The sequence below is a fragment of the Niastella populi genome (genome assembly GCF_002078015.1).
GTDB classification, from domain to species: Bacteria; Bacteroidota; Bacteroidia; order Chitinophagales; family Chitinophagaceae; genus Niastella; species Niastella populi.
Genome location: NZ_LWBP01000001.1, coordinates 279,709 through 301,781 on the forward strand (window position 1 = coordinate 279,709; position 22,073 = coordinate 301,781).

Genomic DNA, 22,073 nt, shown 5'->3' on the forward strand with positions numbered 1-22,073 from the left:
CCGCACAACCACTATAAATAACTTTTAGATGAAAGAAAAGGCTACATCCGGCTCGTCAGGTTTTTATAAGGCTTCCTTCATAGAAACCTGGCAGGTGTCACTATTATTAGGCATGCATATCCGCAATGCCCAGGAGATGCTTAAAAATATGCGCCGGGAGTTGAAGAAACCTAAAAATGCCGGTATAACCGTAAATGAGTTTTGCGCTAAAAGGAAACTTCCACTTAAGGAAACACTCAAAGCATTGGAACACATGTCGTCCTGATCAACCTCCAACATATTTTGGGGTTTATTAATAGTTTGTAGCGGTACGCTAAAACCTCAAAACGCACCGTTTCCGTGCAGAAACAGTACGTTATAACCTGGCAGCACTCCATTTGTAGCTTGAAACAGTTAGCCACACAATGTTAGCACCCCATTTCAAGCTACCAACAGTACGGCACAAACTATTTTAACTCATTTATACGTTAAAATGGTACGCTATAAATTAATAATGCCCCATTTTTCCCTTTAAACACCAGGTTACAACTAATAAGACCCAATTTTAGTTTGAAGCAATACACGATTAACTTGTAAGACCACATTTCAGGTTTGTATAAGTACGCCACAAACTTTTAGGGCTCGTTTATGCATTAAAACGATACGCTGCAAACTATCAGCGATCCTGATTGTAACAGTAACTATAATATGCTTTCCGCCACCTTCCTTCCAGAATTTACCTTCACTTGATCTTAGTCAAGCATAATAATAATTTTGCAAGCCAAAAAGCTAAAGAAGTTAGAAATAACGAGTTTAAACGGGAAACGCGTTTTTAGACCGCCGAAAATTTGGATTTCACTTTTATATGATATTATCTTTGTATGGAACAATGACATCTGAATGAATAACCGAAGTTGCTGTTCACTACGTAGCAACAGGTTGGAAAAGTCAAACGGGTTAAACCGGTTAACCACTTTTGATCGTTCAACTTAAAAGGATCCTGCAGTAAAACGGTTTGCAAACAGGAAATGCTGATCACTTGTATTGGCCAATACATTTCTTATTCCCGTCCGGCCTTTAATGTATCAATAACTCAATGACTATTCGTCGCCAGGCTTAGCGAATATGCTATAGCTTTATTAAGGAGCGCGATGCCGCAAGGTTATCGGGAGATCATAGCGTGCCTGCCTTCTTCCCTTTAAAAAACAATCGGGAATGAGTCAGGCGGAACAACACCCTTTTATTCACTATTTAAATTTAATTGTATGAGAGAGATACGCGCAAAGTTCGTAAAACGCGAGAGCGAATTACCAACAACAATAGAACGCCTTGAAAAAATGGAAAACAATCCCGCTTTTCCCAATCCTCCTGCTGAACTGGCTGAGCTTAAAGCAATGCGGATCACATTTCAGACCGCACGTGCAAACGCTAAAACCGGTGACAAGGAGAAGGTGGCCATCAAAAACAACCTGAAGGCTGCTATCCTGGATAAGCTGCAAATAGTGGCGGAATACGTAACCGTAACCAGCAAAGGCGACAGGGCGCTGATCCTAAACAGCGGTTTCGACGTTGCCGGTGAAAGCGCCAGCACGTATGACCTGCCACCATCCATTGAAATACTGGAAGTTAACCTGGGCTCATCTGGTAAAGCAACTACCCGGGTAAAAAACGTAACGGGGGCCAAAGCCTACGTTCATCAGTATACTATGGAGCCGCCAGGTATTAATACCGTGTGGAGCGGCGGGGAAGGCTTGTCCGAAGGTAGCTATACCTTCGAGGGCCTCGCCTCCGAAAAGCGGCACTGGTTCCGCGTGGTAGCCATCGGCTATAACAGGCAACGGGGCTATTCGCCGATTGTATCCATGGTTATTCAATAACCTCACATAGTTAATTGTCCTTTGCAGGATTACACGAGGCTGTCCCGATTTATCGGGACGGCCTCGTTTGGTTTGTGTAATAGCTTTGTCACGCCAGTTCACGAAGCGAATTTTATCTGTATTTTTAACACCGCAAATTTTAACCCCGTTTGCACTTTTACCCAGGTGGCCAAAATTGTCAATCGCCTTCTCAGTTTCGTTATCGTTAGCTGTTTACCAGCCATTCAGGCCAAAGCACAGGTTCCACCCGCCGGTTTTACAAAAACGCCGGCCATCGGCGTGCACCTGGCTTATTTCGATTTCAATGGCGCTGATAAGTTGTCTCACTTTGGCAGGCGCATGAAACCCGGTCTCGCCCTGCATTTTCAAAACAATTTGTCGAAACGGTTCGATTATACCATTTCCCTTGCCGGCGCTTTTCTTGAATTTCCCGGCGAAAAAAGCGGCGCCACCAATGAAGATGATAAACAACTGTTGCTGGAAAATGATTTCGCCATCCGGGCGCGGCTGCTTAGATCGCCCGCCCTGTTCAACCCATATATACTGGCGGGAATAGGATGGTCGCAGTACGACAACCGGTTCGCATCATACGCCCCAGCCGGCGCCGGCGTACAGGTAAACATTACCCCCGATCTCTTTCTGCTGGTGAACACACAATACCGTATCCGGCTTACCTCGCAGCAGCAAGGTCACTTTTTTCATAGCATCGGCATTGCCGGCGCCATCAGCCGCAAAAAGATCGTTCACGCACAACCGCAGCCCATTCCTTTGCCTGTTGTAAAAAAAGCTGTTCATTCAGACAGTGATGGCGATGGCATCCTCGATAGCCTCGATGCCTGTCCGCAGGTTCCCGGTGTGGCGCAGTTTAAGGGCTGTCCGGTTCCCGACCGGGATGGCGACGGCATCTATGATGCGGATGATGCATGCCCCGACGTAAAAGGGATCATTGAATATAAAGGCTGTCCCATGCCCGATAAAGACCTGGATGGGGTCGCCGATTCGTTGGATAAATGCCCCGAACTGGCAGGCAGCGCGGTAAATGGCGGTTGTCCGGAAACTGCCGTGTTAAGATCAATTTTCAATTGGGCTGCGCAAAATATTTTTTTCGAAAATGACAGCCATCGTTTGCTGACCAGCTCTTTTACCGCTCTTGATTCGGTGGCTAATTTAATGAAGAAGTATCCCGTCATTCAACTCACCATCGAAGGGCATACCGATAATGTGGGCGGCATACAGTATAATCAAACATTAAGCGAAAAACGTGCCGGCGCCGTATTGCAATACCTGGTGAAGGCGGGTATAGATACAAGTCGCCTGAAAGCTGTGGGATACGGCCGGCAACAACCGGTGGCGGATAATAACACGGCGGAAGGAAGAGCGATGAACAGGAGAGTGGTGTTGAAAATGCAGTAGGGAAATTCGGAATATTGAATATCGAATGTTCAATGTCGAATGTCGAAGTGAAAGCCGGGAATGAAAAAGAAAATACAAGAGTAAGTTGAAAAGGTGGTAGAGGTGATGGAGTTGATAAAGGTAGACAACCGACTGATGAGTTTTAAAGTTTAATGCTGCCCATTTGAAACGTAAGCGAAGGCGGGTCGAAGCCTCCAAAAAGCTACAGGTTACAGCTATTGATCAGTCCGCCCGAATGTAAACAACCACAAACAACAAACAACGAACCTATTCCACCAATCCATTTTCAATCGCCTTCTTTACCAGCCCCGCGGTATTCTTCGCATCGAGCTTTTGCAACAGGCTGCTGCGGTGATTGTCTACCGTATGCAAACTGATAAATAATTTGTCGGCAATTTCCTGGTTGGTGTACTCCTGCGTTATCAGTTGCAGCACTTCTTTTTCACGGCGGGTGAGGAGGGTGTTCTGCTTCTGGTTCTTTGTTCTGAACATATCGTTCACCAGTTGCTGTTGTATTACGGGCGAAAGAAATTGTCCGCCGCCGTACACCGTTTCAATGGCCTGTACAATGGTCTTGTCGTCGCTGTCTTTCAGCAAATAACCCTGGCAGCCGATCTGCAGCATTTTCTTTACCTGCACGGTTACGTCTGAGCTGGTGAGCACAATGATTTTTATAGAAGGAAATTTTTTCAGCAACTGGCGGGCAAGGTCCGGCCCTTCGAGGTCGGGGAGGTTCATATCGAGCAGCATCACATCGGGCAGCGATGCGCCTACTTCTTTGAGCATGTCGTTGCCCGTCGTATATACGGCTACCACATCTATATTGGCAAAATCATCCAAAATCTTTTTCAACCCGTTGGCAACGATCGGATGATCATCTGTAATAGCTATTTTTATCGTCATTGTTCTAAACTGTTTTGTTTGGCGCCGGCCAGGTCAAGTTCAATATAAACACTGGTGCCCTGTCCCGGCGTACTTACGGTATCAACCTGGCCGTTCAGTAATTTTGCCCGTTCGCGGATCGTTCTCAGTCCCATGCCTTCACTTCCTGTTCCAGCTGCCGGCAAACCGCGGCCATTGTCTTCTACCGTAATGCACAATTGCGTTTCATGAAAGACAATCTGAACAAGGGCCTGCGTTGCACCGGCATGTTTCAGAATATTGTGCATCAGTTCCTGTATAATACGATACGCCGTCAGTTCCACATCGCCGGGAAGCCGGCGTATCTTGCCCCAGATCTCGGTATCGATCTGCAGCATATGCCCTTTGCGCACCCTTTCGCAGAACAGCCTGGATGCATTGGCCAGTCCTTCCTGCAACAGGATCTCCGGCATCAGGTTGTGCGCTGTCTTGCGCAGATCGGCCGACGCTTCTTCCAGCATCTGCATCAGTTCAGTGAAATCATCATTCGTATGAACCGTTTTGTACTTCCGCATCAGCGCACTTACCCGCGTACGTATGGCGCCGAGGGTTCCGCCAATTCCGTCGTGCAGTTCCCGCGCAATACGGCTGCGTTCTTTTTCTTCCCCGTTCACCATGGCCTGCAGGCTGGCAATTTCCATTTCCTGCCGCAGGTTGCGGATCTTTTCAGATTGTAAGGTTTGTTTATGATAATTGTTCCGGTAGATCAACATACTGATCAGCGAAATTAAGACGAATCCCGCTGAGATGGCAATGATCCAGAAGTTTTTCGATCGAATGCGGCTTTCATTCCGTTCTATGGCCAGTTCTTTCTGTGCAATCTGTTTGTCTTTGTCGGAAATGCGGTACTTCGCTTCCATATCGTACATCATTTCCAGCTTCTGCACCAGCTGCAAACTGTCGCGCAACAGTGAATACTGTTTGCGATGCTCATTCGCTTTTCTGAATTGTCCCAGCCCTTCATAGGCATCGGCCAGCGTTTTATGTCCATGGTCAATAAGGTGAATGATCTTCAGCTTATAGGCTTTTTCCAGCGCCGGTTCGGTAAAAGCGATGGCTTTTTTCCAGTTGTGCTGCATGCTGTATGCTTCGCCCTGGAAGATCCTGGCAAAGATAAAATAACGGTATTCGCTTCTTCTTTCTATGGGAATTTCGTCAATGGCCTTCTGATAATATTGCAGTGCCCGCTCGGGCAGTTTATCACCCATATACGTTAACCCGATATTGAGCAACGTTGCGATAGCCATGGAAGGGGAGGCATTGAGTGCACGGCCCAGTTCGAGGTGCCGGTCGCAATAAAACCGCGCCGAATCGTTCTGCCCTATATTATTATAATACCCGCCCTTATGAAAATAGATCTTCATGAGCAAACTGCTGTCGTTCGTGGCAAGGGCGATGTGTTCTATATGATTGATACGGTGAACTATTTCGCGGATATAAAGATCGTTGTGAATGTCTTCATGCACGTTGAGCCAGAACTGTAGAATGCTGCATAACACACCCAGCTGCATACGCGGGCTCAGCAACTGGTTGTTCTCGAGCTCGCGCAATGCGGCATACCGGTACCACGAACACGAGTCGAGCCGGTTCTGATAATAGTACGTTTCCGATAATGCGAGATAAAGCGAAGCGGTGAGCTCATGGCCATGGATATCGTCGGGGCACCAGGCAAGGGATTGCCGGGCATAGGCCACCGATTTTTCCTGGTGTTCTTTATTATTATAACACCGGCTTAAACCGAAATAAGACTTTGCTATGCCCCAGTTATAGTTTAGCAGAAGGCTCGATTGGGCGGCCTGATCGTAAAGTTTAATGGCGCTGTCGATGGCCTGCTCGCGCAGGGCATCGGCCCTTTTGATCAATTTATTGATGGAGGCGGTATCGCGCAGGTGACTGCCGGTAACCATTGTTTGCGGGTTATTTTCCTGGGCCTTTGCAATACCCGAAAACAGCAGATTCATATAGCAAGGCAGTAAGGTCAAGCATAAAAATCGAAGCCCGATGCTATACTTCCGCCGCATACATATACATTTTTTTTGAAAGTGAATTTTCGCTGGCAGGCAAATATGTTTCAATGGGATAAGCCAGGCAAAGTAAGCGTCAACTGATTAGGTAACGGAAAGTTAACACCATTCAACGGGTTAAAGAAATAAAATAGTGCTTTTACACTATTTTTCTTTTCGGTGTTTTGGTGTGGTAACAAAAAAAAGACGGAAGAATAAATTCGTAGGTAAAAGCCAACTGATTTGAGAGTCATTTTGACATTTATATTTGCAATTACCTGCTTTTTGTCACACGGGCAAAGCTTCACCAACAAGGGCAGGGAGTTTTGGGTTGGGTATGGTCACAACCAGTTGTTCGGCGCCAGCTTTGGCAACTCACAAGACATGGTTGTTTACCTCAGCGCTGAACAACCGGCCAATGTTACCGTAAGCATCTCTGGCACTTTATGGGTGAGAACCTATTCCATACCTGCCAATTCCGTTGTTGTAACAGATCTCATTCCCAGGAGCGGGGGCGATGACTGCCGCATCACCAACGAAGGCCTTTACCGGAAGAATATACATATCGAAAGCAATGTGCCCATTGTGGCCTATGCGCATATTTATGGCAGCGCCAGTTCGGGCGCGGCCATGCTGTTGCCGGTTGAAACCTATGGGTACACGTATATGTCGCTGAACACCACGCAGGATTATGACAGGGATTGTTATTCCTGGTTTTATGTGGTGGCTTCGGAAAACAGTACCCGCGTTCGCATTACGCCGGCAGCGTTAACCAAAGGCGGCAGGCCACAGGATACACCGTTCGATATCGATCTGAATAAAGGCGAAGTATACAATGTAATGGGTAATAATCCCGGTACCAATATTGGCAACGACCTGTCGGGCAGTGTGATCCAATCCATTCCCGGCAGTGATGGTAAATGTCATCCCATTTCTGTATTCTCCGGCAGCAGCCGAACAAATGTTTGTCAGGCCCCGCTGTTCGGCGGCGGTGATTTTATGATGCAGCAGGTGTTCCCCGCAACGGCCTGGGGTGCGCGCTACCTCACTGGTTTAACATCGTCAAGTACAGCAGCCGCTACCTTAAACCCGAACCGCTTTCGCGTTTATGTGCGTGACCCTTCAACAGCGGTGTATGCGAATGGTGTAAGGTTGACTGGCCTGGTGAATTTCGCTTATTACGATTTCCTCGCCACCGCTTCCCAATACATTACGGCCAACAAACCTATCATGGTGGCGCAGGTGATGCCTTCGCACGATGCCTGTGGTTATACCGACCTGGGCGATCCCGAGATCATTTTCCTGAGCCCGGTGGAACAGGCCATCAAAAACGTAACTTTTTACAGCACCAATAAGGAAAGCATCCAGGTAAATTATTTAACGCTGATCGTTCATAATAACGGGTTGCCGTCGCTTATGATCGATGGCAGCCCCGCTGTCGATCATTCGTACGATCATCCCGGACTTGCCGGTTACAAAGTGGTGGTGAAAAAACTCGCCGCCGTTGCAGCGCAGCATACCGTAACCTGCGACAGCGGTTTCAATGCCATTACGTACGGGCTGGGCCTGTACGAAAGTTATGGCTATAACGCCGGCAGCTACGTGAACAACCTTACCTTTCTGGCAGAACTGAAGAACGACCTGAGCGCCGGTCCGAATACATATACCTGTCCGAAAACCCCATTCGGTATTACCATTAAGACCTTGTACCCGCTTACCGGTATCACCTGGCATTATGGTGAAGTGGCCGGGTTTACGCCAAACGCCAACATAGTGTATACGAGCCCCGTGCTGGCGGGCACCGAGGTAGTGAACGGGAAAACATACAACCTGTACAAACAACCGCTGCCGGCTGCAGCGCCATCGATAGGCACCTACTATATACCGGTTACCATACAATCGCCATCGATCGATAACTGCAGTAACAGCGAGAAATTTATTGTGGAAGTAAAAGTACTGGCCGGTCCCACGGCAGATTTTACCGCGGCTCCTGACTGCGCCTACAAACCATCTGTTTTTTCAGGCGCCTCGCCCGAAGCGGCGGTGGATACCTGGGAATGGGATTTTGACGATGGCGCATTCGGTACCGGAAGCCGCGCTGAAAGAATTTACACAGCAGGCGGGAATTATACCGTTACCATGCTGGCCGGCAGAAGTATCGATGGCTGCGCCATACCGGTAACAAAAGCAGTGGCCATCCCTGGTACTCCGGTGGCAGCTTTTGATGCGCCCGCGGTGGTGTGTATGCCCGGCGGCGAATCGAAGTTTGTGAACAAAACAACAATGCCCGGTGCTGGTAATGCCGCTATGCAATACCAATGGACGTTTGGCGATGGCGGCACAGCCACCGGTGAACATCCTGTTCATTATTACACCGCCCGCGGCAGTTACCCCGTAACGTTGATCGCTACTTCCACCGCCGGTTGCGCCGATACCATCGATGCGGTTATTGCCAATTTTGCCAACAGGCCCATAGCCGGGTTTACCGTCAGCGCGTCCGAAGCCTGTGCCGGAACTGAATTCCGGTTCACCGATAACAGTACCATCCCCGGCAACCCGGCCAATGCCGTCCGAATCTGGGATTACGACGATGGCACCAGCGGCACTACAGCTACGCCTGCGAAAACATATACAAGAGCCGGTTCCTTTACCGTATCCATGCACCTGATAAGCAGTGAAGGTTGTATCTCGGATACTGCTACCACTGGTATCACTGTATATCCCATCCCTGTGGTAAATGCAGGCCCCGATGTTATTACCGAACCTAACAGGCCCGTTCAGTTGAAAGCGTCGGTAACACCGGTTACCGCCGGTGTGTTGTGGTCGCCGCCCACCGGTTTATCCAATGCGCGCCAGTTGCAACCGGTTGCCACGCTGCAGGAAAATCAGGGATATGTAATTACCGCCACGGGTGACTATGGTTGTTCCGCTTCCGATACCGTACTGGTGAAAGTGTTTAAGGAATTGAAAATACCGAATGCGTTCTCACCGGATGGCGATGGCCGGAACGATACCTGGCGCATACCCGGCCTCGAAGAATATCATCATGCCACGGTGCAGGTGTTCAACCGCTGGGGGCAGGTAGTGTTTAAATCGGTTGGTTACAGTATTCCCTGGAATGGGATGATGAACGGCCACAAACTGCCTGCCGGCGCATATTACTATGTTATAAAACCGGGCGATAACGGTTATGGTGTTTTGAGTGGAATGGTGATGATCGTTCGGTAGGCATGGAGAATGTTGAATATCGAATGTTGAATGTAGAAGGGAAATACAGGGAAATGAGAAATGAAAAAGGAAATACTGAATGCAGAAGTAACTGTATTCGCTTGAAGCTTTCGGCTTGCAGCTTGTAGCTATATTCTGTATTCGCTTTTGGCCTTCAGCTGTATTTTGTATTGCTTGAAGCTTGCAGCTTGAAGCTTGTGGCTGTATCCTGTATTTGCTTTCGGCTTTAGGCCAGACTGTATTCGCTTGCAGCTTACAGCTTGAAGCTTGCAGCTTACAGCTTACAGCTGTATTTCCTTTATGCCTCGTTGCCTTCTAGTGGGAAACCACTGTTTTTCCATTCGGTCCTTAATAATGAGTTAACCTTATCCTCACTTTAATAATTTTAAACGGATTATATAATAATTAATCGCGAACAAGTTGTGAGGGGTTTTGCTTGCAGCTTGTAGCGTACAGCTTGCAGCTGTATTAAAAAACCAATTCTACTGCGTATGTTGAAATACCTACGTTCAATTTGTTCTTCGTTTCTATTCAGGCTTGTACTGCTGGCCGCTTTTCTTACCCCCGGGTGGTTACAGGCCCAGGTATCGGGAAACTATACTATCGACAACCGCCAGCCTACGGCCAACAGGAACTTCAACTCATTCAATGAAGCCATCATCTTCATGGCCAACGGCGTGGCCGGTAACGTTACGTTCGATGTAGCGCCTGGCAGCGGTCCGTACAACGAACAGATCTTTATGAACTACCGCATCAGGGCCACGGCCACCAAACAGGTAGTGTTTAACTGTAATGGCGTTACGCTTACCTTTTTTTCTACCAATGGCCTGGCCAGGGCCGGTATTAAAATGGACAGCGTCGACTACGTTACCATCGATAACCTGAAGATCGTTCCTACAGGTTCAGGCGCCGGCGAATATGGTGTGGGTATTCACCTGTTGCACGATGCCGATCACAATACCATCCGCAACTGTACCATCATCAACCAGAGCAATATGGCCGAACCGCAAAACAATGAAGGCATTGTGATCAACGGTTCCGATGATTTCTCTTCCTCGAACGGCAACGCCAATTGCGACAGCAACCTCATCATAAAAAATACCATCAGCGGCGGTAACTGCGGTATCACCCTGTCGAGCGTGCCTGTTTATCCCCATCCTTATGTAATGATGAAAGGCAACCAGGTGATCGACAATACCATCAGCGATGCCTACAATGCCGGTATATATATTCTTTACAACGACAATACCCTTGTTCAGGGAAATGATATTACGGGCGGTCCGCATGCCGAAAGAGGCAATGGAATTATTTGTTTTGAGGACAATACCAACATGCGCATCATCGGCAATAAGATCCATCATTTTACCGCCGACCCTTCAGTTACCGGCGACCAGTTCATTGGAATCAATTTTGGCGGCGCCTATAATTCGGCCGCAACGCCCAACCTCGTTGCCAATAACCTTATCTATGATTTTCAAAGCGCGCATGGCCACTACGGCATCGTGGCGCAATATGGCGGTTCGCATTTGAACATCTATCACAACACCATTTCTTTCGAAGATCATACCATTGCCGGCAGCGGGCAAACAAGAGGTATATTTATCGATCAGTATACCGATGTGAACATCCTGAACAATATCATTTCGATTTCCCGCACCACTTCAGGCCGTAATTATGGCATTTACCTGGCACAATCCATTCCCATGTTCAACAGCGAACGCAACCTGTTCTATCTGCCTTCGGGCAGTACCCTGGGAAATGCGGTTGGCTATTCAGGTGGTACGCAGCTGACGCTTGCCAACTGGCAAACGAAAACGGGTAAAGACCTGCTGTCTGTTACTTCCGATCCGCAGTTCATCAACCTTGTTCCCAATGATAAGGCTATCGACAATATGGGTCAGTATGCCGGCGTAAACAACGATATTACCGGTGCGGTTCGTAACAATACCAATCCCGATCTCGGTGCTTATGAGTTCTTTACACCCACCTGTTTAGGTCCTGTGGCCGGTGGCGCTACTACCATGCTGCCCAACACCACCATTTGTGAAGGTTCGCCCATGTCCATGAACCTGAACGGAAATTCTTTTGGCACCAACCAGCTGTACCAATGGCAAACATCATCGACCATCAACGGTACCTATACAAATGTTGGATCAGCATTGGCGCATCCCGCCTCTACCTTGCCTGCGGTCAGTACCCTGTACTACCGCGCAGCGGTCACCTGCGGAACGCTGGTTGAATATTCTACTCCAATTCTTATTACGGTAACCCCATCTTTACCGGGTGCTACCTATACTATCAATAGCGCACAGGCAACCGGCGGTACCAACTTCCAAACGTTCACCGATGCGTTGTACGCCATTCGTTGCGGCATTCGCGGTCCCGTGGTGTTTAATGTAGTTGACAATGGCACGCCTTACCGCGAGCAACTCATCATTCCAAAAATAAACGGTACCTCCGCAACCAATACGGTTACCTTCAAAGGGAACGGCGCTACCATCGCTTTGGCAACAGGAACCAGCGCCGAACGGGCGGTGATAAAACTGAACGGCGCGCAGTACTTTGTATTTGATGGACTGAATGTAAAACCTGAAGCTTCCGCCTCGGGTCAGTATGGCGTAGGTTTTTATTTCCTGAACAATGCCCATCACAATACGATAAAGAATTGTACCATTACGATGAGCATTACCAATAACTTCAGCGACCTGGTTGGTATTTGTATGAGCCCGGTTGCCAATAGTTATACCAGTTCAAATGGTCCCAGCTATAACGACAGCAACACCATCGCCAACAATACGATCATCGGTGGTCACTATGGTATTACCTGCGTTTCTTCTCCAACCGCGCCTCACCGGGGCAATGTATTTACCAATAATACCATTAAGGATTTCCGTGGGTATGGTATCTGGATCTCCAATAGCAGCAACGCGCTGGTTGAAGGCAATGATATCAGCCGCCCAACCCGTACTACGCAATTCAACAACCCGTCGTACGGGATCTATTCCGATGGATTACATTTCCGCCTGCAGATCTCGAAGAACAAAATTCACAACCTGTTTAGCGGGGCAAGAACAAATACTTCAACCGCGCATGGTATTTTCAATAGCAGCAATGATGCAAGGGCTTCCGGCGAAACCATTACCGTAAGCAACAACCTCATTTATAATATGGATGGCCACGGCCAGCAAAATGGGATCACCAACAGCGGCGCCAACAATGTGCGCTACTATCACAATACCGTTTCGCTGGAAGATTCAACCGGAACCGCAACCCAACTGTGCCGGGCGTTCTACTCGGGCTCTGCAGCCACCGGCCTGGTGTTGAAGAATAACAGCCTGGTGATAAAAAGAGGCGGCACCGGTACCAAACATGTAATTCTTATAAACGACGCGGCTACTACTATTGAGGCCAACAACAATAACCTGGTGAATGCCGCTAAAGCAGGCGCCAATAATTTTATCGGCCGTATCAATGGTTCAGATTACAATAGCATCGATCTGTGGAAACAGAACTCGGCGGGCGACGCCAACTCTGTTAGCGTTTATCCCGATTACCGCAATCCCGCTTCGGCTGATTTTACACCTACAGCTTTGGCTATGGATAACATGGGTACCGCGGTTGGAATTGCCACCGACATCACGGGCGCTGCCCGCCATGCTGCCAAACCCGATATCGGCGCGTATGAATTTTTAGTGTGTTTGCCGCTGGGCGCCGGTCCCAATGCAAAGGTCGATAAAGAATCGGTGGATGTGGTAAGCTTTAGCTGGGATCCGGTTGTGAATGCTACCGGTTACCTGGTATCAACCGATAATACAAACTGGGTTACGCCTTCATCCGGCGCTACCGGTTTATCACACACTATCACCAGCGGTTTAACGCCCAATACAGAGATCCCGTTCTACGTTCAGGCGCTGGGTACACAGGATGGCTGTGCGCCTGCCAACTCACAAAGAGTGACCGCAAAAATTCCGGGTATCAAATACTATGTGCCCAACACCTTTACTCCCAACAATAATGGAAAGAGCGATCATTTCACCGTGCGCAGCAATGCGATCAGTGCTATGCGCATAATGATTTTCAACCAGTGGGGTGAAAAGATCTTTGAAACCAGTAACCAGGTGGCTGGTTGGGATGGTACGTACAAAGGCAAACAGCAACCGGTAGGGGTGTATGTATACGTACTCACCATGACCATGCTCGATGGCACAACCGTAAACAAAAAAGGAACCGTTAATTTGATCCGTTGATCGTTGTTGCAACGAAACGGTAAACCATAAAACTGACTATTATGAGAAACCTTGCAATAATGGCTTTGGCACTGACGACCGGGATAATTGCGATGAGTGGATCGACGGCCCGGGCGCAAACAGACCCGCACTACTCGCAGTATTATATGTACCCGTTGTGGCTGAACCCGGGCTTAACGGGTGTCATGGATGGCGACTACCGCGTAACGGCTATTTATCGCCGCCAGTGGGCTAATATCTCAAGTCCGTACACTACGCCCGGCGTATCGGCCGATATCACTACCGGAAAGAACGTGAACCTTGGTGTTAATGTGATGAACCAGCAGGTGGGCGACGGCGGTTACAATTACCTTACCGCCAATTTCTCGATGGCGTATTCCGGCGTACGTTTCGGCGTCGATGGCAACCAGCGCATTTCCATGGGCATGTCGTTCGGTATCATCAACCGGCGGTTCGACCAGTCGAAGTTCCGTACCGATGAACAGTTCGATCCCTCAACCGGGGAGTTCAACCCGAATATACAACCGACCGAAACCTTTGCCAAAACCTCGGGCACGGCTTTCGATGCCGGCGCAGGGATCCTGTATTACGATGCCACGCCTGGTAAAAAAATGAATCTTTTCGCCGGGTTGTCTGCCTTTCATCTTACCCGGCCGGAAGACCCGTTCATAAAAGGGGGCGAAAAAGAGCGTATGCCTGTACGGTATACCGCCCATGGCGGCGCCATGTTCAACATCAGTGAAATGGTGAGTATTACGCCCAACCTGTTGTACATGCGTCAGGGCGATGCTTCGGAGAAAATGCTGGGCGCCTATGTGCAAAGCCGGATCAATGATGAAGCCGATTTCCTGGTGGGCGCCAACTACCGCTTCAAAGATGCGCTGGTGCCGTATGCCGGTTTATATTATAAGAATTTTGTGCTGGGGGTGAGCTATGACGTTGGCACTTCTGACCTGTCGAAGATCAGCGGTAAATCGAACAGCTTTGAATTGTCCCTCTCCATCATTGGCAGCAGGGGAGTAAAAGCGAAACGGGTGCCGTTTGTGTGTCCGGCAATGTAAGAAGAAAGCTGAAATACAGTTATAAGTTATAAGTTTTAAGTTGTAAGTTATAAGTTATAAGTTTTAAGGCAAATACAAATTAACACGAGTGATAAGGTGTAGCTATGTGGCGAGCGAAGTGAGCATTGCCGATTACAAAAGCGGCAATCCCGTATGCCGGAAACCCTTTCACGTTTGCCCTTTCACGTTTGCGATTGCCGATGCACGTTTTCACGAATTCACGATTAAAGAGAACAAACATGATCAAACACATCATAATAATATCAGGCCTGGCAGTGTCGCTCGCTGCTGCTGAAGCCCAGTATGTAAAGAACTACAAACGGGCTGCTGATAAATTCTATAAACAGGGTGATTATTATTCCGCCGCGCAGTATTATGAACGATCGCTGAGCGGGAATAAAGTTGTTGATGGCGGTGGTTACGAGCCTTACCAGGTAGAGAAAAAAAGCGCCGGGGCGGCCGCAAAAGGCGCGAGCCCCAAAGTGGAATTGTTGTATAGCCTCGCAGATTGTTATTTCAAACTGCAGGATTACAGTCATGCCGAAACCTATTACAAAGAGGTGATCGGCATGAATGCAGCCGCCCACCCGAATGCTTTATATGAATACGCCATTTGTTTGCGGGCGAACGGTAAGTACAACCTCGCGCAGCAACAACTGGAAAAATTTCTGAAGACGAAGCCGGCGGCCGGTTATAAGGCAAAGGCAACGCAGGAACTGGCCAACTGCAACTTTATTCAGCAGCAACTGCAGCAGGGCGCAGGCAATGTAGCAGTGGAAAAGCTGAACAACCAGGTAAATAAAGAAGGCGCCAGTTACGCCGCTGCCTGGATGAATACCAGCACACTGGTATTTACCGCTACCCGCGGCGAAATGGACGGACGCAGCAATTCGAAAGAATACAATAACGCATTATATACAACGGCGCAAAACGGCGGCACATTTGCCGAAGCGCAGAAGTTGCCCATCGGGGGCAGCACCGGCACTCACCAGGGTGTTGCGACATTTACGCCAGACGGAAAGAAAATGTTCTTTACCGGTTGGAACACGCTGGCCGATGGTAAAAAAACATTTGCGATCTATAGCAGCGAACAAACCGCCAATGGCTGGTCGCCCGCTGTTCTGGCAGAAGGTTTCGTGAATATGGAAGGCGCCGATGCACGGCAGCCGCATGTTACGGCCGATGGTAAATATTTGTTGTTCTCAAGTAACCGTGCCGGTTCACAGGGCGGTTTCGATATCTGGTATGCCCCGTTGCATAACGGCAAACCCGGTAAAGCCATGAATATGGGCGCGAACGTTAATTCGAAAGATGACGATGGCGCGCCCTTTTATTTTGCTGCCGCCAATACCCTGGTATTCGCATCGAAAGGCCGGGTGGGCATGGGCGGTTTCGATCTGTTTGCAGCAACCGGTTCCTTCGGCGGGTCGTTTACGGAAGCCGTCAACCTCGGCTATCCCGTAAATAGCGTAAAAAACGACAGCTACTTCGTGAACAGGGGTAAGCATCTCCTGGAAGACGCCATCATCAGCAGCGACCGCGGTTCATTATGTTGCCTTGAATTGTTTGCTGTGCATAAAAGCTACAACCAATACTTTGCCGGACAGATCATCGATTGCGAAAGCAAAATCCCGGTGGCCGGTGTAACCATTACGGCTACCACAGCGAACGGACAGGCCATTGCTCAACAAAACACCAATGCCGAAGGGTTCTATATGCTCGAAACGGAAGCAGGCAAAGAAGTGAAGCTGATCGCTGTTAAGGAAACTTATAAAAATGAAACGCTGGGCGCGGTGACCGCCAGCGCAGATACCATCAACGTTGGACAAAACTGTCTCACGAAGATCCCCGATCCGTTCAGGGGAAAAGAAACCCTGGTTACCCGGGATATCGGGTTTGGTTATAACGAGAAAGAAGTGGCGCCTGAGTCATATGGTTATATGAATGAGATGGCGGTTTACCTGAAAGCCAATCCGAATGTACGGCTGGAAATTTCGGCCCATACCGATGGGATCGGTTCTGTATCGTATAACCAGCAGTTATCACAGGCCCGTGCCGATGCCTGCGTAGCATTCCTGGTAAATGCCGGCGTTGACGCCAGCAGGCTGATCGCAAAAGGCTATGGGGCTACCAGGCCGCTTGAAAAAGAGAAGGATAAGAAGGGCAGGGATATTCCTGCAGCGCGTGAGAAGAACAGGAGGGTAGAGTTTAGGATTGTTAAGTAGGTTAATAGTTAACGGGTTGACTGGGTTAGTTGATAGAGTTGATACAGTTGATACAGTTTGTACAGGATATAAGCGGTTTACATTTAGTTTACAGTTTAATAGGGTATAAATATGTGATAGAGGGAGGCAGGTTAACACGTTAACTAGCCAACTCGTCAACCAATCAACTCGCCATAAGGCTTCAGTATCTTCTGATTCAGTTTACCGATCTTTTCAATAAGGGCGGCTATCTGGTAAATGGCTTTGTGATTATAAAATTCCATTTGTTCTTTGTACACCGGGTTGTTCACGATCTCGGTTACCGCAGCGGCAATGTTCCCGGGTGTTTTGGCTACAATGCCGGTGCCTGTTTGCGTAAGCCATGCTTCGTTGCCTTTATGAATGAGGCGCATGCCCCTGCTTTTTTGTGCGATCAGCGGCGTATTGGTGATCAGCGATTCGGTAATGGAAATGGTGCCGGGTTTGCCAATGGCAAAATCGCAAAGGTGAAGAAGATGCAGGGGCGCCTGTGGTAAATGGCTGTATACTGCTGTTGGGAACGGCAGTTTAAGTGCATGGATCTGCCTGAATAATTTTTTGTTCTTCCCGCACAGGATGATCAGGTTGAGCTTTGTGTGTTGCTTCGCCAACGCGCGGGCAATATCGAGCACATTACGCATTCCCTGTGCGCCAAACGATAAAAAGCCAACCGGCCAGTTGGGGTTCAGGCCAATGGAGCGTAGTTGCGCATTGCGGTCGGGCGGGGCCGGCTCATAGGCGCTTTCATCGACCGGCATACCGGTTATCCTGAAACGATAGTGGGCAGAAATGCCGGCTTTAACAGCCTGCTCATGCAAGGCCTCCGTGGCGTTCAGGTAATACTGTTCGACTTTCGGGGTGAACCAGTAGCAGTTGCGCACTTCTTCAAGATCTGTGGGTATCGTAATGCATTTAACACCGGGATTTATTTGCATGGCGCTGCCATACAAAACCGGGTTGAACATGGGTGTTACGGAAATAATGATATCCGGCGGAAAGGAGTTCCAGTAACCTGCAATTTTTTGAATGCCTTTGGGGCCAACAAGATCGTGGCAAAAGAGCGACAGCCTGATGAGGCTGCGCAGGCCATATACACTGTCGCGTTTCAGTTGCCGGTTGAAGTGATTGATACCGGCGCGAACAACTTTACCGAACAATCCGTGGTGATCGAAGATGTCGGTGATATTGATCATGCGCACCTGGCAATGAGGATTGCGGCTTTGCAATGATTTTTGTAAAGCGGCGGCGGCAGAATGGCTGCCGGAGGCCGCATCGAAATAAACAATAGCGATCCTGTTACGGTTGGTTTTCATTTTTTCTGCTTGCATAAAGCTGGTGGATATTGGTATTGGTAAGGATCTCCTGCTGTGTATGGGTTATATTGTGAAAGCCCTGACGCTGCAGGAGGGATTTTATTTTTTGAAGCCGGTCGTCAATGTCGTGCAATTCCATTACCACCTGTTTTATTTTCGACCAGTGCCGTTCCTCTATGCCTTGCAGAATGTCCCATTCGGCATATTCGGCATCTATTTTCAGCAGGTCGATGCGTTCGAGCCCATGCGTATGCATGATGGCGGAAATGGTGGTGATGGCGCCGTCGAACGATTGCTGCCGGCGGAATACATTATTCAGTACCACATCGATCATGGTTTCCCAAACAACCGTCGGGATCATGCGGTAGGCGAGTGGTCCCTGTTTCAAATTGGCGATAGTGGCCGTTTTTGTATTGACCCGTTCGTTGTAGGCCGTAAGCGGAAAACCGGTTGACCAGATGGTGGCTTTGGGATAATAAGTGAACGTGAGCTTTTCTTCTTTTTTGCCAAGACCAACAGGCATTACTTTTATATTACCGGGTGCATGCGCCGCTACGTTCTGTGACAATACTTCGGCAATAGGCGCTACCGGTTCGAATGCATAAATGGTCAATTGCGGATTTTGCTGCAGGTGGAGCCATAATGAAAAAACGCCAATGTGGGCGCCAACGTCAAAAACGATATCTCCCGAAGAAACGGAAATGCCGTGTTGCAAATAAACGGGCACTTCTCTGGAAAGCCAGGCGGCTTCCTTTTTCCGGATACAATAAATAGGAACAGCGTCAAAAATGACCGCTTTTTTGGTTGGGTTTTTCATGCAGGAAGGCTTAACGCTTAACGCTAAAGGCTTAACGCTACAACCCTATAAGGCTGTCCTCGCTGCTGTTAGCATTTTGGGCGAACTTTCGGATATTAAATCTGTCAAATGCGATCTGCTTTTAGTGTTTTGCGTTCGCATAAAAATAATAATTATAGGTTCGCATGCAAATATTTTACGATGAATTATTCGATTTGCCAGATGAGTGAAAGCTGAATGCTGAAGGCTGAACGCTTAACGCTGAACGCCTGCCCCCGAAAAATTTTCTACCCGAATAAATTCGAACAGCTTGAAATTCGGGATGGTCCCTTCCGCATGCTGCCTTCTGCGTTCTGCTTTTTCGCGAAGTTTCGGAAATTAAAACTGTCAAACAGGAGTTGTATTTGCCTTCCGCTTTCAGCCTTCAGCATTCCGCGTTAAAGGTATTTGAAGCTTTTCAAAAACTCATCCTTGTAATTGCGCCCGATGGGGATCTGGTGCGGACCAATAATTATTTCTTCTTCATTAAAGCTGTCGATATTCTTGATGTTCACAATAAAACCGCGGTGAACACGTACCAGCGCCGGATGATTGAACCTGTCGGCAATATATTGCAGCGATACCCGCAGCGCCAGCTTTTTATTGGTAGTAACAAGTTTGACATAATTGTTATCGCTTTCGGCAAACAGCAGCTCATCGATGGAGAACTTATTGAAGCGGTAATTGTGTTTGACAAAAAAATAGTTGTTGAAGAAAAGCAGGGTTTCCTTACCCGTGTCTTCTTTGGCATCGGCCGGGGGCCGGGGATCGGTGGGTTTGCCCGGTACCGCAAAATTGTGAATGGCGATCTGGATGCTGGTATGCAGGCTGTCGTTATTGAACGGTTTTACCAGGTAAGCCGAGGGATTTACCGCTTTGGCGCGGTTTACATATTCGTTCTGTGAAAATGCGGTGAGGAAGATCAGCGGCACTTCCTGGATCTTTTTCAATTCTTTGGCGGTTTCAATGCCGTCTTTTTTCCCCTTTATATTGATATCCATTAACACCAGGTCGGGTTTTTGTTCCGTAAACAGCTCCACGGCATCATCGCTGCTGGCGGCAATGCCCACCACTTCATATCCTTCTTTTTGCAGGCGCATGGAAAGATCGAGCGCCACAATGGTCTCGTCTTCCACGATCATAATTTTTACTTTGTCGTTCATGCGTGTAATGATTTTACAGGGAATGTAAAAGTAAATACGGAACCGTTATCGCAGTTTAAATTCATTGAACCTTCCAGCTGCATGGTGAGCGATTGCATCAACTGGCGGCCAAAGGAAGAACTGGACTTCCAGGCTTTTTCGGTAAGCTCGCGGCCATTGTCGGCAATGGTCAGCTGCAGTTTTTGTCCGCTTTCTTTCAATGAAATATATAAGGAAGGATCGCTCACATTTTTAAACGCATATTTAAATGCGTTGGTCACCACTTCGTTCAGGATAAGACCTGCAGGGATGGCAATATCGGCCTCCAGTTCTTTTACCTGTACCTGCAACTGCAGGTTGAAAGTATGCGCTTTGTAACCATAGGCGTGCATCAGGTTCTCGGCCAGCTCCGTAATGAATTCCTGGATGTTCACCCGGCTGGTTGTTTTTGTCTGGTACAGTTTCTGGTGAATGAGGCTCATGGCTTCAATGCGGTGCTGGCCTTCCATCAGTGCTTTCTGCGCCATGGGATCGTCTATTTTGGCGCTTTGCAGGTTCAACAGGCTGCTTACGATCTGCAGGTTGTTCTTCACACGGTGATGCAGCTCTTTCATCAGGTAGTTCAGGTGGCCTTCCTGTTTTCTGATCTTTTTGTTCTGCTGCCATACCCAGAACAACAGCGCAAGGAAGATGCCCGATGCGCTAAGCGATATAACCAATAGTTTTTTTCGCAGGCGGTTTTGCTGGTCGAGGTCCTTTATCTGTGCATCTTTTTTACCGGTTTCGTACCGTGCGTCCAGCTCCTGGGTGTGACCGCTGATGATCTCATCTTCCCGTTCTTCTTTCAGCTCATTGTATTTTTCCAGCGCGGCCGAGGCCGAGTCGAAATGTTGTACGCTGAACTCGAGCAGGGCGCGGTTCAGGTAATAATCGATCTGGTTGTCCTTCCCCGTTGAAGTGGTCGTCATCAGGCGTTTCATACTATCGAGGTACCGCGCGGCCAGCGGATGCTGCGGGCTGCCATGGCGCATATCGAGTTTCGCAATGGTGGTATAGCAAAGCCCTTTCGTAAGCGGGGTAACATCGGGCAGGGTGAGGTACGGCTGCATATCGGCTACCGCCTCAAATGCCTTCGGGTACTGTTTCAGCCCGTTATAGGAATTGATGATCTGGATATAGGTGCGGGCGATAATGTCGGTAAACTTACCCGCGCGTGCCGCTTCCAGTGTTTTTGCATGGTATACCAGCGCGCTGTCGTATTGTTTGAATGCGTTGAAATTATTGCCGATGTTCGAAGAGGTGATGGCCATATCGTACAGGTTGCCCGACATCCGGGAATATGCCAGCGCTTTTTTATAGATCTCGATCGCCTCGCGGTGTTTGTTGGTGTTGCGGTATACGTATCCCAGCTTGCGGTACAGGGCGGCGATCACATCGGGTGGCAATGGAGTGCGCTCGCTGATCTTCAAACCTTTCAACGCATACTCGAGCGTAGAATCATTATTGTCTCTTATCAGGTGAACGGCGCTTTTGCCGGCATATACCATGGCGAATGCGGTATCGTTGCCGCTGTTGCCGGCAATGCCTTCGGCCTCATTGTACAACAGCATGGCCGTATCGGGATTTTGTAACAGGAAAATAAAAGCGGCTTCGGTAAGCGGTTTTACCTTTTGTACAGGAGTAGCGGCCTGTTTGTAGCTGTTCAACAGGCTGTCGGTTTGAGAACGCCATTTTTGCGCAATACAGCAGGGAGTGATCAATAAAATTAACAGAGATAAGACCAGGCTTTTGCTACGGCAGATCATAAAATA

General features: G+C 48.5%; 13 protein-coding genes. 7 read left to right on the forward strand and 6 right to left on the reverse strand.

Translation table 11 applies throughout. From position 1 onward, the window contains the following. The first annotated feature begins 28 nt into the window (after positions 1–28). The 3 genes from A4R26_RS01020 to A4R26_RS01030 all read left to right on the forward strand — a co-directional run bounded on the left by A4R26_RS01020 (position 29) and on the right by A4R26_RS01030 (position 3,269). Complete coding sequence (locus A4R26_RS01020) at positions 29–265, forward strand: hypothetical protein (RefSeq protein ID WP_081158745.1); 237 nt, start codon at positions 29–31, stop codon at positions 263–265. A 979-nt stretch (positions 266–1,244) separates the two neighbouring features. After that, positions 1,245–1,856: a hypothetical protein gene (locus A4R26_RS01025; RefSeq protein ID WP_081158747.1), complete on the forward strand. Its 612-nt coding sequence runs from the start codon at positions 1,245–1,247 to the stop codon at positions 1,854–1,856. A 165-nt stretch (positions 1,857–2,021) separates the two neighbouring features. Further along, positions 2,022–3,269 carry an OmpA family protein gene (locus tag A4R26_RS01030; protein WP_081158749.1) on the forward strand — a complete coding sequence of 416 codons (1,248 nt, stop codon included), beginning with the start codon at positions 2,022–2,024 and terminating at the stop codon, positions 3,267–3,269. Positions 3,270–3,536: 267 nt separating this feature from the next. Here the strand turns inward: A4R26_RS01030 and A4R26_RS01035 are convergent, their stop codons facing one another. Together A4R26_RS01035 and A4R26_RS01040 are read right to left on the reverse strand one after the other, a co-directional pair. Next, on the reverse strand, positions 3,537–4,172 hold the full coding sequence (locus A4R26_RS01035; protein ID WP_081158751.1) for a response regulator: 636 nt from the start codon (positions 4,170–4,172) through the stop codon (positions 3,537–3,539). Continuing rightward, complete coding sequence (locus A4R26_RS01040) at positions 4,169–6,151, reverse strand: tetratricopeptide repeat-containing sensor histidine kinase (RefSeq protein WP_242674794.1); 1,983 nt, start codon at positions 6,149–6,151, stop codon at positions 4,169–4,171. The genes A4R26_RS01035 and A4R26_RS01040 overlap by 4 nt, the downstream gene beginning before the upstream one ends. 327 nt (positions 6,152–6,478) lie before the next feature. On the opposite strand from A4R26_RS01040, the gene A4R26_RS01045 reads away from it, so the two are divergent. From A4R26_RS01045 to A4R26_RS01060, 4 genes are all read left to right on the forward strand, one after another. Then, positions 6,479–9,421 (forward strand): PKD domain-containing protein, encoded by a 2,943-nt coding sequence (locus A4R26_RS01045; protein ID WP_133054502.1) that lies wholly within the window; start codon positions 6,479–6,481, stop codon positions 9,419–9,421. Positions 9,422–9,912: 491 nt separating this feature from the next. Further along, positions 9,913–13,668, forward strand: coding sequence for a T9SS type B sorting domain-containing protein (locus A4R26_RS01050; RefSeq protein ID WP_081158757.1), 3,756 nt, complete (start codon positions 9,913–9,915; stop codon positions 13,666–13,668). 41 nt (positions 13,669–13,709) lie between these two features. Beyond that, positions 13,710–14,729, forward strand: coding sequence for a PorP/SprF family type IX secretion system membrane protein (locus A4R26_RS01055; protein WP_081158760.1), 1,020 nt, complete (start codon positions 13,710–13,712; stop codon positions 14,727–14,729). Positions 14,730–14,968: 239 nt separating this feature from the next. Then, complete coding sequence (locus A4R26_RS01060) at positions 14,969–16,954, forward strand: OmpA family protein (RefSeq protein WP_165760112.1); 1,986 nt, start codon at positions 14,969–14,971, stop codon at positions 16,952–16,954. Between the two features lie 155 nt (positions 16,955–17,109). Here the strand turns inward: A4R26_RS01060 and A4R26_RS01065 are convergent, their stop codons facing one another. From A4R26_RS01065 to A4R26_RS01090, 4 genes are all read right to left on the reverse strand, one after another. After that, positions 17,110–18,300, reverse strand: coding sequence for an MGDG synthase family glycosyltransferase (locus tag A4R26_RS01065; protein WP_081158766.1), 1,191 nt, complete (start codon positions 18,298–18,300; stop codon positions 17,110–17,112). Further along, positions 18,269–19,102: an FkbM family methyltransferase gene (locus A4R26_RS01070; RefSeq protein WP_081158769.1), complete on the reverse strand. Its 834-nt coding sequence runs from the start codon at positions 19,100–19,102 to the stop codon at positions 18,269–18,271. The genes A4R26_RS01065 and A4R26_RS01070 overlap by 32 nt, the downstream gene beginning before the upstream one ends. 416 nt (positions 19,103–19,518) lie before the next feature. Continuing rightward, positions 19,519–20,283, reverse strand: a complete 765-nt coding sequence (locus tag A4R26_RS01085) for a response regulator (RefSeq protein WP_081158777.1) — start codon at positions 20,281–20,283, stop codon at positions 19,519–19,521. Beyond that, on the reverse strand, positions 20,280–22,067 hold the full coding sequence (locus A4R26_RS01090) for a histidine kinase dimerization/phosphoacceptor domain -containing protein (protein ID WP_081158780.1): 1,788 nt from the start codon (positions 22,065–22,067) through the stop codon (positions 20,280–20,282). The genes A4R26_RS01085 and A4R26_RS01090 overlap by 4 nt, the downstream gene beginning before the upstream one ends. Positions 22,068–22,073 lie beyond the last annotated feature (6 nt).

Excerpts from the sequence above, each read along its gene's own strand:
- A4R26_RS01020 (WP_081158745.1), top strand. The coding sequence starts at position 29 with ATGAAAGAAAAGGCTACATCCGGCTCGTCAGGTTTTTATAAGGCTTCC.
- A4R26_RS01025 (WP_081158747.1), top strand. The coding sequence starts at position 1,245 with ATGAGAGAGATACGCGCAAAGTTCGTAAAACGCGAGAGCGAATTACCA.
- A4R26_RS01035 (WP_081158751.1), bottom strand. The coding sequence starts at position 4,172 with ATGACGATAAAAATAGCTATTACAGATGATCATCCGATCGTTGCCAAC.
- A4R26_RS01040 (WP_242674794.1), bottom strand. The coding sequence starts at position 6,151 with ATGAATCTGCTGTTTTCGGGTATTGCAAAGGCCCAGGAAAATAACCCG.
- A4R26_RS01050 (WP_081158757.1), top strand. The coding sequence starts at position 9,913 with ATGTTGAAATACCTACGTTCAATTTGTTCTTCGTTTCTATTCAGGCTT.
- A4R26_RS01055 (WP_081158760.1), top strand. The coding sequence starts at position 13,710 with ATGAGAAACCTTGCAATAATGGCTTTGGCACTGACGACCGGGATAATT.
- A4R26_RS01060 (WP_165760112.1), top strand. The coding sequence starts at position 14,969 with ATGATCAAACACATCATAATAATATCAGGCCTGGCAGTGTCGCTCGCT.
- A4R26_RS01065 (WP_081158766.1), bottom strand. The coding sequence starts at position 18,300 with ATGCAAGCAGAAAAAATGAAAACCAACCGTAACAGGATCGCTATTGTT.
- A4R26_RS01070 (WP_081158769.1), bottom strand. The coding sequence starts at position 19,102 with ATGAAAAACCCAACCAAAAAAGCGGTCATTTTTGACGCTGTTCCTATT.
- A4R26_RS01085 (WP_081158777.1), bottom strand. The coding sequence starts at position 20,283 with ATGAACGACAAAGTAAAAATTATGATCGTGGAAGACGAGACCATTGTG.
- A4R26_RS01090 (WP_081158780.1), bottom strand. The coding sequence starts at position 22,067 with ATGATCTGCCGTAGCAAAAGCCTGGTCTTATCTCTGTTAATTTTATTG.